Annotated in this window: 14 protein-coding genes and 1 pseudogene; 10 read left to right on the forward strand and 5 right to left on the reverse strand. The window is 34.9% G+C overall.

The window, feature by feature from the left end:
- Window positions 1-55: 55 nt before the first annotated feature.
- Window positions 56-607, reverse strand: coding sequence for a 1-acyl-sn-glycerol-3-phosphate acyltransferase (locus tag QO200_RS04140; protein ID WP_371536724.1), 552 nt, complete (start codon window positions 605-607; stop codon window positions 56-58).
- A gap of 62 nt (window positions 608-669) precedes the next feature.
- Here QO200_RS04140 and QO200_RS04145 point away from each other — a divergent pair, with 62 nt between their 5' ends.
- Together QO200_RS04145 and QO200_RS04150 are read left to right on the forward strand one after the other, a co-directional pair.
- A complete protein-coding gene (locus QO200_RS04145; RefSeq protein WP_371536727.1) occupies window positions 670-1,335 on the forward strand; it encodes a spermidine synthase in 666 nt (221 codons plus the stop codon).
- An 85-nt stretch (window positions 1,336-1,420) separates the two neighbouring features.
- Window positions 1,421-2,131 (forward strand): potassium channel family protein, encoded by a 711-nt coding sequence (locus QO200_RS04150; RefSeq protein ID WP_371536729.1) that lies wholly within the window; start codon window positions 1,421-1,423, stop codon window positions 2,129-2,131.
- Window position 2,132: 1 nt separating this feature from the next.
- Here the strand turns inward: QO200_RS04150 and kdsB are convergent, their stop codons facing one another.
- Entirely contained in the window at window positions 2,133-2,858 is a 726-nt protein-coding gene (gene kdsB / locus QO200_RS04155; RefSeq protein ID WP_371536731.1) for a 3-deoxy-manno-octulosonate cytidylyltransferase, read from the reverse strand.
- Window positions 2,859-3,398: 540 nt separating this feature from the next.
- Here kdsB and QO200_RS04160 point away from each other — a divergent pair.
- The 6 genes from QO200_RS04160 (at window position 3,399) to pgl (ending at window position 9,584) form a co-directional block, all read left to right on the forward strand.
- Entirely contained in the window at window positions 3,399-4,286 is an 888-nt protein-coding gene (locus QO200_RS04160; protein WP_371536734.1) for a helix-turn-helix transcriptional regulator, read from the forward strand.
- Window positions 4,287-4,571: 285 nt separating this feature from the next.
- Window positions 4,572-5,138 (forward strand): 6-phospho-3-hexuloisomerase, encoded by a 567-nt coding sequence (gene hxlB, locus QO200_RS04165; protein WP_371536735.1) that lies wholly within the window; start codon window positions 4,572-4,574, stop codon window positions 5,136-5,138.
- A gap of 38 nt (window positions 5,139-5,176) precedes the next feature.
- Window positions 5,177-5,818 carry a 3-hexulose-6-phosphate synthase gene (gene hxlA / locus QO200_RS04170; RefSeq protein WP_371536737.1) on the forward strand — a complete coding sequence of 214 codons (642 nt, stop codon included), beginning with the start codon at window positions 5,177-5,179 and terminating at the stop codon, window positions 5,816-5,818.
- Window positions 5,819-5,897: 79 nt separating this feature from the next.
- Window positions 5,898-7,304: an NADP-dependent phosphogluconate dehydrogenase gene (gndA, locus tag QO200_RS04175; RefSeq protein ID WP_371536740.1), complete on the forward strand. Its 1,407-nt coding sequence runs from the start codon at window positions 5,898-5,900 to the stop codon at window positions 7,302-7,304.
- Window positions 7,305-7,321: 17 nt separating this feature from the next.
- A complete protein-coding gene (gene zwf, locus QO200_RS04180; protein WP_371536743.1) occupies window positions 7,322-8,881 on the forward strand; it encodes a glucose-6-phosphate dehydrogenase in 1,560 nt (519 codons plus the stop codon).
- Complete coding sequence (gene pgl / locus QO200_RS04185; protein ID WP_371536746.1) at window positions 8,865-9,584, forward strand: 6-phosphogluconolactonase; 720 nt, start codon at window positions 8,865-8,867, stop codon at window positions 9,582-9,584. The genes zwf and pgl overlap by 17 nt, the downstream gene beginning before the upstream one ends.
- 104 nt (window positions 9,585-9,688) lie before the next feature.
- Here pgl and QO200_RS04190 read toward each other — a convergent pair.
- A pseudogene (locus QO200_RS04190) lies at window positions 9,689-10,124 on the reverse strand (dioxygenase); the annotation flags it as partial.
- 68 nt (window positions 10,125-10,192) lie between these two features.
- Complete coding sequence (locus QO200_RS04195) at window positions 10,193-11,614, reverse strand: ATP-dependent RecD-like DNA helicase (protein WP_371536749.1); 1,422 nt, start codon at window positions 11,612-11,614, stop codon at window positions 10,193-10,195.
- 153 nt (window positions 11,615-11,767) lie between these two features.
- Here QO200_RS04195 and QO200_RS04200 point away from each other — a divergent pair, with 153 nt between their 5' ends.
- Together QO200_RS04200 and QO200_RS04205 are read left to right on the forward strand one after the other, a co-directional pair.
- Window positions 11,768-12,589: a DUF3822 family protein gene (locus QO200_RS04200; RefSeq protein WP_371536752.1), complete on the forward strand. Its 822-nt coding sequence runs from the start codon at window positions 11,768-11,770 to the stop codon at window positions 12,587-12,589.
- Window positions 12,586-13,179, forward strand: coding sequence for an RsmD family RNA methyltransferase (locus tag QO200_RS04205; RefSeq protein WP_371536755.1), 594 nt, complete (start codon window positions 12,586-12,588; stop codon window positions 13,177-13,179). The genes QO200_RS04200 and QO200_RS04205 overlap by 4 nt, the downstream gene beginning before the upstream one ends.
- 68 nt (window positions 13,180-13,247) lie before the next feature.
- Here the strand turns inward: QO200_RS04205 and QO200_RS04210 are convergent, their stop codons facing one another.
- Entirely contained in the window at window positions 13,248-15,344 is a 2,097-nt protein-coding gene (locus QO200_RS04210) for a TonB-dependent receptor domain-containing protein (RefSeq protein ID WP_371536757.1), read from the reverse strand.
- Window positions 15,345-15,449 lie beyond the last annotated feature (105 nt).

Below are 15,449 nucleotides of genomic sequence, written 5' to 3' on the forward strand. Positions count from 1 at the left end.
CTTTTTTTAATAAAAAGAATTGGCTTTTTTAAATGCGGCTAAATGTAAACTGGAATTATTCTTTAAATCCTTTTTCGGCAATTTTACCTTCTACTCCTATAAAATGCTTTTTTAAAATAATCAGGTCTTCTTCAATATTTCCTGTCGGCATTAATGGAGCCCCAAGATTAACTTCTTTTTTTCCAAAATCAAACGCAACAGGAATTATAGGCACATTTGCTTTTAAAGCAATGTAATAAAATCCCGTTTTAAGTTGACCCACTTTATCCCGTGTTCCCTCTGGAAGAACTGCTAAACGAAAAACTTTTCTTCGATTAAAAATTTCTGCAATAACATCTACTTTGTTCATTCCACCAGATCGATCCAGTGGTTCTCCTCCCATGTATTTAAAATAGTACCCCAATGGAAAAGTAAATAATTCTTTCTTCCCTACAAAGTTCATTTCTAACCCTGTGATGCCTCGCGTAAAAATCCCCAGATAAAAATCATGGGCACTTGTATGTGGCATAACCATCATGACGCATTTTTTAATATCTGGATCAATCGAACCTACAATCTTCCATCCCATAAGTCGGAAAAAGATCCATTTATAAATTTGTTTCTTCATTACTCTCTAATTTGTTGCAAAATATATAATTTAAAACTTATTTTTGATAAAAACCATTGTTGATGCTAAAAAAAGTACTCAGTTACCTTATTCCTATTAATATTCATAGAGTAAAATCGGCTTTAAGCAAATCTCTAGAGGTAACTTGGGCAAATGGTGAATTAGTATTAGATTCTGAAAATGCTAATTATTCCTATGGTAGTTTGCAGCGCATCTTAAGATTGGGATTAAAAAACATTGGCTTCGACAAAATAATTAGAATGGATCACATTTTAGTACTTGGTGTCGCCGGCGGTAGTGTTGTGAAAACTTTAGTTGATGAAATTAAATTTAGCGGTCGAATTACTGGAGTCGAAATTGATCCTGAAATTATCAAACTTTCAAATCACTATTTTAAACTGGATAAAATTCAACAACTGGAAATTGTAATTGACGATGCTTTTGAATTTGTTTTAAAAACCAAAGAAAAATACGATTTGATTATCATTGATATTTTCCAAGATACTACGATGCCTAATTTTTTATATGAAAATTATTTTACCAATCGCATTTGCTACTTATTAAAAAGCAAAGGATTTGTACTATTTAACACGATGCTTCTCAATGAGCAACACAACCGTAGAAATGAAAAGTACCTTTCAGATTTCTGCACTACTAAGTACAGTATAAAATCGATACCTAGAATAGAAATTCACAACGAGTTAATTGTTATTGAAAAAAGAGATTAATCTGATTTTAAATCACTCCAATTTTTCTTTTTATAACTAAAACATATATTTCGTACTTTCGATCGGAATAGCAAAAATAAATTTGATGAAAAAAGTCATTCGCAAACTGTTCTTAGGTAATATTACTAAAGTAGCAAAGCCAAAGTTTAATCCTGTTCAAAAGAGAATTCAGAATATTAAAGCAATTTGGAATAACGATCATCAGGATGATAACGGAATAGAAAAAATTGTTCGCTTATTCCTTTCCTCCTCGCAGTTATTTTTCCCTGGCATTTATATTAAATATTTGGCCTCTAAAAAAGGACCTGAACATGAAGACCTGGCAGTAGATTTCTATGTTTTGCTAAAAGTAAGTTTACCATTATTGATTCTGATGAATCATTGGCAAAATAATTATTTCATTCTTGGAGTGATGGTATATGTTATGTTAGAAACAATTTTATACATTCCCACACTGATTTTTGCTTCTGATCTATTTTCAAAACCGCGTTCCTATAAGAGATCGATGTTATTACTTTTCTTTAACTATTTAGAAATGGTATTCGGTTTTGCCGTTTTGTATTCCTTCACTAATAATTTTAACAAACCCTTTATGCATTGGTTTGATGCCATATATTTCAGTACAGTAACTTCCTCCACAATTGGATATGGTGACTTCTATCCCACTGACCCTTTTGGCAAATTTTTAGTGAGTATACAATCTATGATAGTCTTGATGTTTGTGGTTTTATTCCTGAATTTTTTCTCTACTAAAATAAAATCAAAAGGATATTTTGACGAAGACAGCACACAATAGTTTATAGCATCAATCTTGCTTTCTCTAAATCTTCGGGAGTATCGATTCCAATACCTACATGTGTAGTTTCAACCATTTTGATTCGTTTTCCAAATTCGAGGTAACGTAGTTGCTCTAATTTTTCGGATGCTTCCAATGATTTCATAGGCAAACTATAAAAGTCTAACAGCGCTTGTTTCCTGAAGGCATAAATCCCTATGTGCTGCATGTAACGAACGCCTACATCTGTTTCTCTAGGATAGGGAATCACTGAACGCGAAAAATACAAAGCAAAACCGTTTTGATCCGTTACCACTTTTACGTTGTTGGGATTATTGATGACTTCCGTATCTTTAATTTCACGCATCAACGAAGCCAAATCAACTTGTTTGGCCGAATCTTTTCTAAAGATCTCAATCAGTTTCATCAAAGGTTCTGTATCAATGAAGGGTTCATCCCCTTGTACATTAACTACAATTTCCACATCTAGGTTCGCAACTGCTTCTGCAATTCGATCACTCCCCGACTCATGTTCTTTGATGCTCATAATGGCTTTACCTCCGTGAGTAACAATTTCGTCAAAAATTAAATTAGAATCTGTTACCACAAAAACATCGTCAAACAATTTTGTGTTTACTGCTGCTTCATAAGTTCTTAAAATCACAGTTTTTCCTCCAAGATCCTGCATTAACTTGGCAGGAAATCGTGTTGATGCGTAACGGGCAGGAATGACGGCTATTATTTTCATTGGATTTAATTTCTAATATGCTAAGTTAGTCTGTTTTTTTTTAGTTTACTAATAATTAAGTTTACTCATATCTTTCTCTTTTTTTTTACGATTTAGGGAAGCTTCTGTCTTCTTACTTTCTATTTTACAGCTATCAACTTACGCAATAGGTTTGCTCTGAAACGAGTACTCAACCTGCATTGAAATAGGCTTTTCAGTTTGGCCTTTTTTCAACTTAAGATGTAAAAATCAAAAGCCTTTACTACTGATCTAAGAACAATACTAAGCCTAATTTAAAACTAAATTATTCACTTAAAATTAAGAAAAGTGTATATTTGCCTAATATTTTTTTTTATTAAATTTAGTTGCATTGCGTTTTCTAATATTATACATTGATTACAAATCAATTAGCTAAATTCGAACATAAAAATAACTATACTAAACAATAGTATTCAATTTGATAAATTACGATTACGAGTATCATTGCATATTATATTTCAATGAACTTTATGTATCAGAGTTGCTTATTTGAGCGCCCTGGGCAGTTATACAAAAAATCCTATGTCCCTAAAGAGGCTTGAAATCAAGAAAAATATTCGAAAAACTGATGACAAAAATTTGTCCTTCCGAGTTTTTGACCTCGGTATGGCAAGTATTGAAGATTATTTGAAACCACATAAAAAGGATCATTTTTTTATTATTATAGTGGAGTCTGGAAATATTAAAGTACATATCGAAGACCAGGTATATTTATTGAAATCAGGAAAAATATCTATTATATTTCCTGATCAAATCCACTTTTTGTCAAATATGAGTACTGATTTGGCTGGTAAAATTATATTATTTGAAGAAGTATTGTTTTGTTCAGATATATTGAAAAATGAACTTAGTCCTTACAACGTTAACCTATCAGTCCACCTTAATTGCACCGCCCTTTCCAGCGTTGAATTTGAAAAGGTGCTTCCTATTATAAAGAATATAGAGGATATTTACAACGACCCGAGTCTTGTTAAAAAAGAACAGGCCCGTTTTTACATCAAAATTTTCCTTTTAGGACTCATAGAGTCTGTACATGGCCAGCATCCTGTTTTACATCAGGACACTCAAGGCCCAGACCAAAACACTTATATTGCCTTTAAAAAACTTTTAAACCGTCAATATAAAAGCGAGCGTACCGTACAATACTATGCATTAGAACTGGCTATCAGCAGTAAAAAACTCAATGCACTAAATAAAAGATATTCTGGTGAAACCGCAATTAATGCTATCCATAACAGAATACTTACAGAAATTAAACGAAAATTATTGTTTTCTGATCTCTCACACAAAGAAATTGCATTTGACCTTGGATTCAGTTCCCCATCTGCACTTAATAAATTTGTAAAAGCAAAACTGAAGGAAACTCCAACCGACCTTCAAAACGAACTGGCGCAAATTTATACCGCATAGTCTTGTTTATATAACATCCTTCCCTCCCTGTTGATCTATCTTTGCACAAGCAATTAACACTATTCAAATACATAGAAAGTGCTGTTGCCAAAAAGCTATTACGGGCTAACTATTTCGTTTAATTCGGCATCTGATGAATTAAAATAGAAACGTTTCCTGTAGCTTAGTTAAGCAATACCAATAAGCGGACACTCGAAAAAATATCAATCAAAATTACCTGATCTTATCGGTGTAATAAGCTGAACGATCTGACGAGCGAACGACCTTATTTAAAAACACAACAATATGAACAGCAATACTTTGACAAACAAAAATCTGCTTGTTATTTTGGAGGAAAACCTGCAATTAGCAAATGATATTAATCCGCAAGAGATAGCGGTTTTGGTCAACGAAATTAAAGCAGCTAAACGAATTTTTGTTATGGCTGCAGGAAGGAGCGGGCTTGCATTAAAAATGGCAGCCATGCGGTTTATGCACTTGGGGTATACTGTATTCATAGTAGGAGAAACTAATACACCTGCTATTCTTGAAGGAGATTTGCTACTTGTAGCATCAGGTTCAGGTACAACCTCTTCAGTAGTCTCATCAGCAGAGAAAGCTAAGAGTCAAAAAGCTACAGTTATTGCTATTACTGCCGATGCAGAAAGCAAAATAGCTGGACTGGCAGACAATATCTTACTAATAAATGCTGCAACAAAAACAGACTTTGGGGTTTCAGTCTCTAAGCAGTATGCAGGGAGCCTTTTTGAACAATTTACATTATTAATCTTAGAAGGTGTTTTTATGACGCTATGGCAAGAATCAGAATTGACCAAAGAAGAGCTGTGGCCCAAACACGCCAACTTAGAATAATGATTTTTTATTATTAATTTTTTTTAAACATTTTAGACATGACAAAATTACAAGTCGCAATTGATTTACTTACTACGGAAGCAGCATTAGAACTGGCACATAAAGTAGCACCTTACGTAGACATTATAGAATTAGGCACACCGCTAATTAAATCGGAAGGCCTTAAAGTGGTAACAGCAATGAAAACAGCTTTCCCTGACAAATTAATTTTTGCAGATATGAAAATTGCAGATACCGGTTCCCTGGAGGCAGAGATAGCATTTAAGGCTGGTGCAGATCTAGTAACCGTTATGGGTGCTGTAGATGATGAAACCATAAAAGGTGCTGTAGAAGCTGCAAAAAAATACGGCAAAAAGGTAGTAGTTGATACTATTGGAGTTAAAGACAGGGTACAAAGAGCCAAAGAGGTAACTGCATTTGGAGTTGCTTTTGTTGAGTTGCACGCTGGTCTTGACGAGCAGACATTAGCAGGATACTCTGTACAAACACTTATTAGTGAAGGTAGATTGGCAAAAGTTCCCTTCTCTATAGCAGGTGGTGTAACCCTTAGTACAATAAAAGATGTTGTAGCTGCTGGTGCAGATGTAGCTGTCGCAGGTGGTGCCATTTATGGTGCTGAAGATCCAGCTGCTGCTGCAAAAGCGTTAAAAGATGCTATAAGTAGTGTTACTGTAGCGTAATTGATTAATTTTGGCTGGACTTTATATATGTATATAGGGTCCAGCCTTTTTTTTGCAATAATAAATTTAGATACTAATTATGAACACATTTGATTTTGGTATAATCGGCTTGGGTGTAATGGGTCGTAACCTGCTCTTGAATATGGCCGACCAGGAATTTGCTGTGGCAGGCTTAGACTTAGATGAGGAAAAAGTTTTTTCACTCACACACGAAGCGAATCCACAACACCGAATTAAGGCCACCATAGATGTGAAAGAGTTTGTGGGACTGATAAAGCAGCCACGGGCAATTATGTTACTTGTGCCTGCAGGAAAGCCTGTAGACACTGCTATTGAAAGCCTACTACCCTACTTGGATAAAGGCGACATTCTTATCGATGGTGGAAATACATACTTTACCGATACCGACCGCAGATTTACAGAATTATCCGCCAAAGGGATCCACTTCTTTGGGATGGGTATCTCCGGAGGGGAAAAAGGAGCACGATTTGGTCCGAGCCTTATGCCCGGTGGTAATAAAGAAGCCTATGAAAGGCTGCGCCCTATTTTTGAATCCATAGCAGCAAAAGTTGACGGGGAACCTTGTGTGGAATATTTAGGCAACGGATCCGCGGGTAACTACGTTAAAATGGCCCATAACGGAATTGAATATGGTATTATGCAGCTTATTTCAGAGGTGTACGACCTTATGAAACGAGGGTACAACTTAGACGATAATACGATTCAAAAAGTCTTTGAAGACTGGAATGACACCGAACTTCAATCCTACCTGATTGAAATAACAGGACAAATTCTAAAAAAAACAGATACTGACGGCCAGAAGTTAATAAATGTAGTATCCGACTGGGCTAAATCTAAAGGGACAGGAAAATGGACTTCTCAAAATGCAATGGATATAGAAGTACCACTCCCTACTATAGACGCAGCAGTTGCAATGCGTGATATGTCCAAAAACAAACCGGAAAGAATTGAGGCTTCCACGAAATTGATTTGGAATGATGAACAAATTGACACTGACTTGCCTTCGGCTATAGAAGCACTTAAAGAAGCTTTGCATTTTAGCATATTAGTTACTTATGCCCAAGGATTGGCATTGTTAACTAAAGCTTCAGAAGAGTATGATTATGACCTGAACCTTGAGACAATAGCTAAGATTTGGCGCGGTGGATGTATTATTCGTTCTGTAGCCCTTGAAGATTTCAGACAGGCTTATGCCAAGAATCCAGAACTGAAAAACATACTGCTCGATGATAGCATAGCCAAGACGTTAAACGAGAATCAATCCAGTTTAAGAACTACGGTGCAATTTGCAGTTCAAAAAGGAATACCCATTGCAGGTTTAATGAACTCCCTGGCGTATTTTGATGCTTACCGATCAGAGAACCTTCCTACCAGCCTTATACAGGCGCAACGCGACTACTTCGGGGCACATACTTATGAGCGTATTGATACTAAAGGTATATTCCACACAGAGTGGAATGACTAAATTTTAAATCGAACAAAATGAATAATCCCGATACTGTGAAGCCAACCATCATTCTTGTTTTTGGGGCAACAGGTGACTTAGCAAAAAGAAAGCTTTTCCCTGCCTTTTATAATCTTTACCTTGATGGTCGCATGCCAGAAAAGTTTGAGATCATTGCGCTAGGAAGGGCAAAAAGCAGCGATGCGACATACCGAAGCCATGTGCGCGATAACCTTACCGCATTTTCCAGAAATAAAATACCCTCCGAAGAAGCCTACCAGAAATTCGCTTCCCATATCAGCTATTTGCAAAATGATATAGACCAGGAAGAATCATATCAGCTGATGAAACAGAAGTTGGACGCCATAGATTTGTCTTTTGGTGAACGTGCCAACAGACTTTTTTACCTGTCAATAGCACCCTCTTTCATTGAAACGATCTCCAACAATATTAAGAAATTAGACCTTGCAGCCCATCCGGAACAGGATCGTATTATTATCGAAAAACCTTTTGGTTACGATAAAAGTTCTGCAGAGTTGCTAAATAAGCTATTGTCAAAAACCTTTAAAGAGGAACAGATATATCGCATAGATCACTATCTGGGAAAAGAAACTGTACAAAATATCCTGGCTTTCCGCTTTGGAAATTCTATGTTTGAGCCACTCTGGAACCGTAACTTCATTGATTCTGTACAGATTACTGTTGCGGAAGAAGTTGGTGTTGAAGACCGTGGTGAGTTTTATGAAGGCGCCGGAGCACTAAGGGATATGATACAAAACCACCTGATGCAAATTTTAACTATGGTAGCGATGGAAGCCCCGACATCATTACAGGCAGATGAGATCAGAAACCGTAAAGCTGACGTTTTAAAAGCGATACGCCGCATAACAACGGAAGAAGTAAAGCATTACACTGTCAGGGGTCAGTACGATAAGGGATCGATAAAAGGGAAACCAATACCCGGATATCTGGAAGAAAAGGGAGTTGATGAAAACTCTAATACAGAGACATTTGTAGCCATGAAATTTTATCTTGATAACTGGCGCTGGCAAGGTGTTCCTTTTTACGTTCGCACGGGCAAAAGAATGCAGGAAAAGCAATCCTCTATCGTCATACAATTCCAGCCGGTACCCCATTCTACCTTTTCTTTTGGAAAAGAAGGTATGATGCCGAACCGTTTAATCATAAACATTCAGCCAGCAATGGATATTAGGCTGCAGTTTATGACAAAAAAACCAGGTTTGTCACTTTCGTTGAAACCAGCAGAAATGGTTTTTGATTATTTTTCTTGCTCTACCCAATCACCTGAAGCTTACGAAACGCTATTATTGGATGCATTGCTTGGAGACCCTACTTTATTTATGCGTTCTGATCAGGTTGAAGAAGCCTGGGATGTGGTAACAACCATTCAGGAAGCCTGGGAAAACGATAAATCTTTAAGTTTAGATAAATATGAAGCCGGGAGTTGGGGGCCTGAAGCAGCGGATGAACTACTAGCCCGTCAGGGACATGCCTGGATATCAAACACGGATAACAAGGAAGAAGAAGAACAAGAAGAACAAGAACAAGAAGAAGTAGCAGATGGTAAGTATATTTAATAATAAAGAGGAAATAGCAACTGATGCAGCCAATATATTTGTAGCTGCCGCACAAAATGCAATACAGCAACGGGGCCGCTTTGTCGTAGCCCTTACCGGCGGTTCATCGCCTGTAGCTATCTACAAACTTTTGGCAACACCCTCTTACAAAGCTAAAATAGATTGGCAAAGCGTTTTTGTTTTTTGGGGCGACGAACGCTGGCTGCCTCTTGATGAGGAACGCAGCAACGCGAAAATGGCATACGATTGTCTGCTAAGTCATGTCGATATACCAAAAAGCAACATATTTCCAATGTATAAAGAAGGAGTTTCTGCTGAGGATTATGCTTTGGAATACGAAAAATCTATTAAAAGTGTTACGGGAGAGGATGGGAAATTTGACCTTATTTTATTAGGAATGGGCGATGATGGTCATACCGCTTCTCTTTTTCCAGGTCAGGCAGTATTGCAAGAACGCGATAAATGGGTATCGGCCTATTATCTCGAGTCTCAAAGTATGTTTCGAATAACCCTAACTGCAGCTATCATCAATAGAGCGAAGCAGATTGTGGTAGTTACTTTCGGAGAAAATAAAGCGCATGCATTAAACGAAGTTTTATACGGTGATTATAATCCCGAAAAATATCCTACGCAATTAATTAAACCTTTGGACGGAAAATTGTTGTTCTTGACCGATCAGGCCGCTACATATATAAGAGAGTAATTTGAATGTGAACAACAGGAAACTACAGCTTTAGTCAGGCTCCATTTTTGCAATTACCTTGATTGTTGAATGCTTCCATGGTGACAGAATTCAAAGCAAAAATTTTCTTTTTTTCGACTGAGCCAAACTTTACTATAATTATCTCTGTCAAAATTATGGAAGTCGACCAATCTCAAATTGTGAACAATGTTTCCACTCGCTATAATTATGACAGCTTTAGGTTCTTAAAGCACTTGGCTTTTGAGCCAGTTCAAAATGATACTGCCCTGGTTTTGTATAATCAATACTCAGTTGAATCGCGGGAACATTGGCTGGATATTGAACGTCAAACAATTTTTGAGGAAATCCACCAAAATCACGAATCGTCCTTGGCATTTCCATGGCGGTGGCCTTCGTCCCATTAGTAAACCAATATGCCGAAATACACAAAATGGCATTAGGTTCCGGTAAGGTTTTGGTCATATTCCGAAAACCGACTACAAACTCATTTTCCTCAATGGTATTCATTGGGCTTCCGTGCCCTAAAAACAATACGGGCATTTTTTCGGTATTCGAAAAAGAACCTGATGTTTTATGTAAGTCGTTTAAAGTGTTTGTGATTCATGAAATCATTCCACAAAGCCCTCATCTTTAAAACCGATCAAATATAATTTATTTTTTGCTCTCGTCATAGCGGTATACAACCATCGAATGTAGTCTCTATCAATTCCGTTAGGCAAATAAGGCTGTTCAATAAAAACGGTATTCCACTGCCCTCCTTGTGATTTATGGCAGGTAATCGCATAAGAAAATTTTACTTGCAAGCCATTAAAATATTCGTTGGCTTTTACTTTTTGAAATTGCTTGTATTTGGTTTCCCCTTCATAATCTTTCAAAACTTCCTGATACAATCTATTTGATTCTTCATAAGTCAAGGACGGCGATTCGCTTTTTATAGTGTCTAATAAAAGAACCGTTTCAAAGGGCTTTTGATCCGGATAATCGACCATTCTAATTTTTACATTGGCAAACTTAAAGCCGTACAGTTCTTTGATATTAAAAATCTCCAATACTTCAATAATATCCCCATTGGCAATAAAACCAGCTTCATCTGAATCTTTCAACCAAAAATAATTGTTCTTGACTACCATAAGGAAATCACCTGAGGAGAGTTCGCTTTCTTTGTCGAGAATTTTGGTTCTAATTTGTTCATTGTATTGATTCGCTCTTTTATTCGAACGAACAATAAAAGCAGTATCTTCTATACTATAATTACTGTAGGCTGAATTGATGGCGTCTTGAATATCATAACCATCAGTCAGACGAACGATGTCTTTAAACTTTTTGACATTGAATTGGAATTCGGTGATGAAAGAGTCTTTCAGTAACTCTCGAAGTTCTGTTGCATTATACAAAATTCCAGAATCCTCTTCCTGACGCATGACTTCGTCGAGTTCTATATATTCGACTTCCTTATTATAATTCAAACTTAATGTATGCGTATCCAGTGCAGGACTGATATCTAAATTCACTGGAGGCAATTGGGCTGTATCTCCCAGCAGAATCATCTTGCAATTAGTTCCTGAATATACATATGAGATCAAATCATCGAGCAAAGAACCGTTTTCGTACAATTTAGAATCCGAGTTGGTATCCGAAATCATCGAGGCCTCATCGACTATAAATATGGTGTTTTTATGTTTGTTTTGTTGCAAGGTGAAAGAAACGCCACCACCAGAGGACTTCTTTGGAAAATAGATTTTTTTATGAATCGTGAAAGCAGGTTTGCTTGAATAACTGGCAATCACTTTTGCGGCGCGACCTGTTGGCGCTAGCAATACATATTTCTTATTTATGTCTAAAAGGTTATTTACAATCGTCGAAATTACGGTCGTTTTACCCGTTCCTGCATATCCTTTCAGGACAAAAATCGTGTCGTTATGAGTATCGGTTAAAAAAATAGCTATTTTTTGAAAAAAAATATCCTGTTTGTATGTGGCAACAAAAGGGAATTTATTTTTTAAAAGGCTATAAAACAAGGAGGAATTCATGTGGGTTTTGTTATTGTAAAATGAACATCAAATGTAAGGATGATAATCGAGGGAATCACATTAATTGGCTTTAGAATCAAAAAAATTTGTAAGTTTGTCATCGCATTTAATCCTTTTCGTTTTCAATACACAGAATGGATTATAAATCAGATTATGTCTACACAAAACACAAATATTACCGAAAAGAAATATAAAAAACTCTCCATCCAGGTTTCCTTGGCCGGATTGTCTTTTTGCTGTTTTGACACACTCAATAATACGATTACTTCCTTTAACGAAGTCCATTTTGATTCTTTTCATAAAGGAATTAAAATTGAGGATTTATTTTCGAATGCTTTTCGGGATTACCCTGAATTGAGCGAAACCTATGATGATGTATTGATTATACACAATAACAATCTGTCCACATTTGTTCCTGCTCCATTATTTGACGAGAATTTCCTAGGGAGCTATTTGCAGTACAACACTAAGGTTTTTGACACTGATTTTTTTGCATACGATGAAATCAGTAATTACCAAATCAATGCTGTTTACATTCCTTATGTAAATATGAACAACTTTTTTATTGATCGATTTGGCACTTTCGATTATAAACATGCAAATAGTATTTTAGTCTCAAAGCTTTTGGATGCATCCAAAAATATTGACGATAAGAAAATGACAGTCCATTTTAGTGAAGGGCATTTTGAGATTATTGTGATCCAAAATCAGAAGCTATTATTATTCAACTCTTTTGATTATCAAACTCCCGAAGATTTCATTTATTATGTTTTGTTTACTGCAGAACAATTGAGTTTGAATCCTGAAAATTTTCCGCTAGAACTAATAGGAAATATAGACAGCGAAAGTGATTTTTTTAAAATAGCATACAAATACATTCGTAACGTTTCACTTATTGACGTTGACGATTTACGATGGAACAATTATTTTTCTGAGGCCGAAAACAGAAATCATTTTATACTTTTCAACTCATGAGAATCATTTCAGGAAAATACAAGGGAAGACGCATCTCTCCGCCAAAAGGCTTACCCGTTCGCCCTACTACCGATATGTCTAAAGAAGCATTATTCAATGTTATCAATAACCATTTCAGTTTTGAAGGTTTGAAAATTTTGGACCTGTTTGCAGGAACAGGAAACATCAGTTATGAGTTTGCCTCTAGAGGTAGCGCACCGATCACATCAGTAGATGGAGATTTTGGTTGTGTAAAATTCATCAAACAAGTGGCAACAGAATATGATTTTAATATTGCGGCAACTAAAAGTGATGTTTTTAAGTTTCTTGAAAGAAACAATGCAACTTTCGACATTATTTTTGCTGATCCACCTTACGCTCTGGATCAAAAGACTTTTGAAAAAATTGTCTTATTAATTTTCGAAAAAAACACACTTAATGACGATGGAATGATGATAATCGAGCATTCTAAATACACTAAATTAGACCATATGGATAATTTTTCTTTCAAGAAAAGTTATGGTGGTTCTATTTTTAGTTTCTTCGAATTAAGTTCTGGTGAGGAAGAATCAGATGCTGATCTATTTGAAGACGGCGGCGAAGAAGACTAATTATATAAAAACAGAAAAACTCTTGCAATTGCAAAAGCTTTTCTGTTTTAACATTTTTAAAAAGTAATTTATCGAATTCTACTCGAATTTTCATCAATATTTTTCTCCTTAAATTCGGGGTTTTTTATTTTTCCAAAGGAATATTTTACTGAAACGGATACTAAATTAGAATCGGTATAATAAATTCCTTTTGCAGATATAGTATTGATCGTGAAATTTTCATTAAATTTCATTTGCTTAAAAATATCATTGTAACTTATTGCACAATCAAAGTGCTTAAAAAGTGTTTTAGAAATTGCAAAATCCATTGTAAACAAAGCACTTCTTTCAAAAATGCCTTGCTGCTGTTTTGTCAGCCCCCAACCTGTTAAGGATACTTCTATTTCTTTTGGCAACTTGAACGAATGATTAGAATAATAATACAAATACGGTTTTGCCTCATTTACAACGGCTTGACTATCTTCAATCTTACTCAAAGCAAAATTTAAAGTATTGGTAACTGTCCAAAATTTGTACTTGAACGGAACCGTAAATTCTAAATTAAAGCCCGTCTCTTTTTCAAAATTCGTGTTTTTAAGAGTCAATATATTTTGAGCGGAATCATAAGAAGAACCATAATAAACTGGATTACTAATTTTGTTGTAGCTCACTTTTACAGATTTCTCTTTATATTGATAACTTAAAGCAACTTCATCCGTAATTGTTGGGTCTAGGTTGATATTATTTGACCAAACAAAATAGGGATTTATATAAGCCGAAACCTGACTCGTTGAAGAAAAATTTGGCCTTGAAATACTTTTACCATAATTTAAATTAATCGTATTTGTACTATCTATTGGGATTTCGACTGTCACTTTTGGAAACAGATTAGTGTAATTCTTATCTATTAATAATGCTTTTTCTGATTGATACTTCCCTTTTACAATAGTATTTTCAGCTCTTAAACCAAAGGAATAATTTATTTTCTTAATGCTTCCAGAAAACTGAGAATAGACGGCACTATTTTTTTCTTTATAATTATAATCTGAATTTATTATACTTATGGGACTCTCATTTTGTACAAAAAAATTGGTATTAGAATTTGCCCGTAGGTAAAGTGCTCCGAATTCCAACTTCGTTTTGTTTTTAAACTCTTTTTCAAAATCAAACCTTCCTGAGAAAACAGCAATATTTATTTTTTGATTTCTATTTTGTGATAGTTCAAAACCAGTATTATTGTAATTATTAGAAATTACACTTGCAATTTCCTGATTAAACTTGGAATATTGAAAACCCGAAAATAAAATACCATCAATACTTTTTATTTTATGGTTATAATTTAAAAAACCGTTAGAAAAGCTTCTTTTTTCGTCATTAGCATTAAAAGTATTGACTTCATTAATTGTACTTTGTTGCGGATTATAGGTCTGTGTCTTAATATCAAAAATATCTTTTTGGCTTCTTCTGCCAAAATTTAAAGAAAAATAATCCTCTTCATTTATTTTATAGAAAGCCGCGCCTCCAAAAATAAATTGTGGCCTTTTTGTAACTGCTTTAACCAAATAATTTGAAATAATATCGTTAGAAGGAATCGTAAAGTTATTCCCGTTACTTTCCCAGATTTTAACTTGATTGTAGTCAAAATTTGCTTTAAACTCAAATTTATTTTTCTTTAAAGTAGAATTAATTCCTAAATAGTTGTTGAAATACTTTTTAAAAGATGCTATCTCAGATAAAGTAGTTTCAAAACCTTCTTTTTTACTTAACTTTCTTGCAATCAATATAACTACTCTTCCTGAAGCCTCATATTTTGAAGATGGATTATTGATAATTTCAATGCTTTTAATAGCATCAACAGCTAAAGAATTCAAATCATTTATTCCTACTTTTTGATTATCAATATAGATCAAAGGATTCCCTTTTCCTATAACAGTAATACTTTCTTTATCAGTACTTACCTGAATATTTGGCATTTTTGCTAATAGACCTAAAGTACTTGGTGTTGAATTATAAATTGAATTCGCAACATCAACTTTGATATTTCCATTTTTATTGGTAAAAAGTTTATTTTGGCTACTAACCATTACTTCTTTTAATTTAGTAGAAATACTGTCCTTTGGAGTTTCCTTTTGTCCGTAACCAAATGCTGTTATAAAAAGACAAATTGTAATAATGCTATTCTTCATTTAAAATTGTAATTATATTTAAACCATTACAAAAATGCTTCTAAATACTAACAAGCTAAGTTAATCGAAGGTTAATGCGAGGTTAAAGCCTAGATTAAATAATTA

Source organism: Flavobacterium sp. Arc3, assembly GCF_041431375.1.
Lineage (GTDB): Bacteria > Bacteroidota > Bacteroidia > Flavobacteriales > Flavobacteriaceae > Flavobacterium.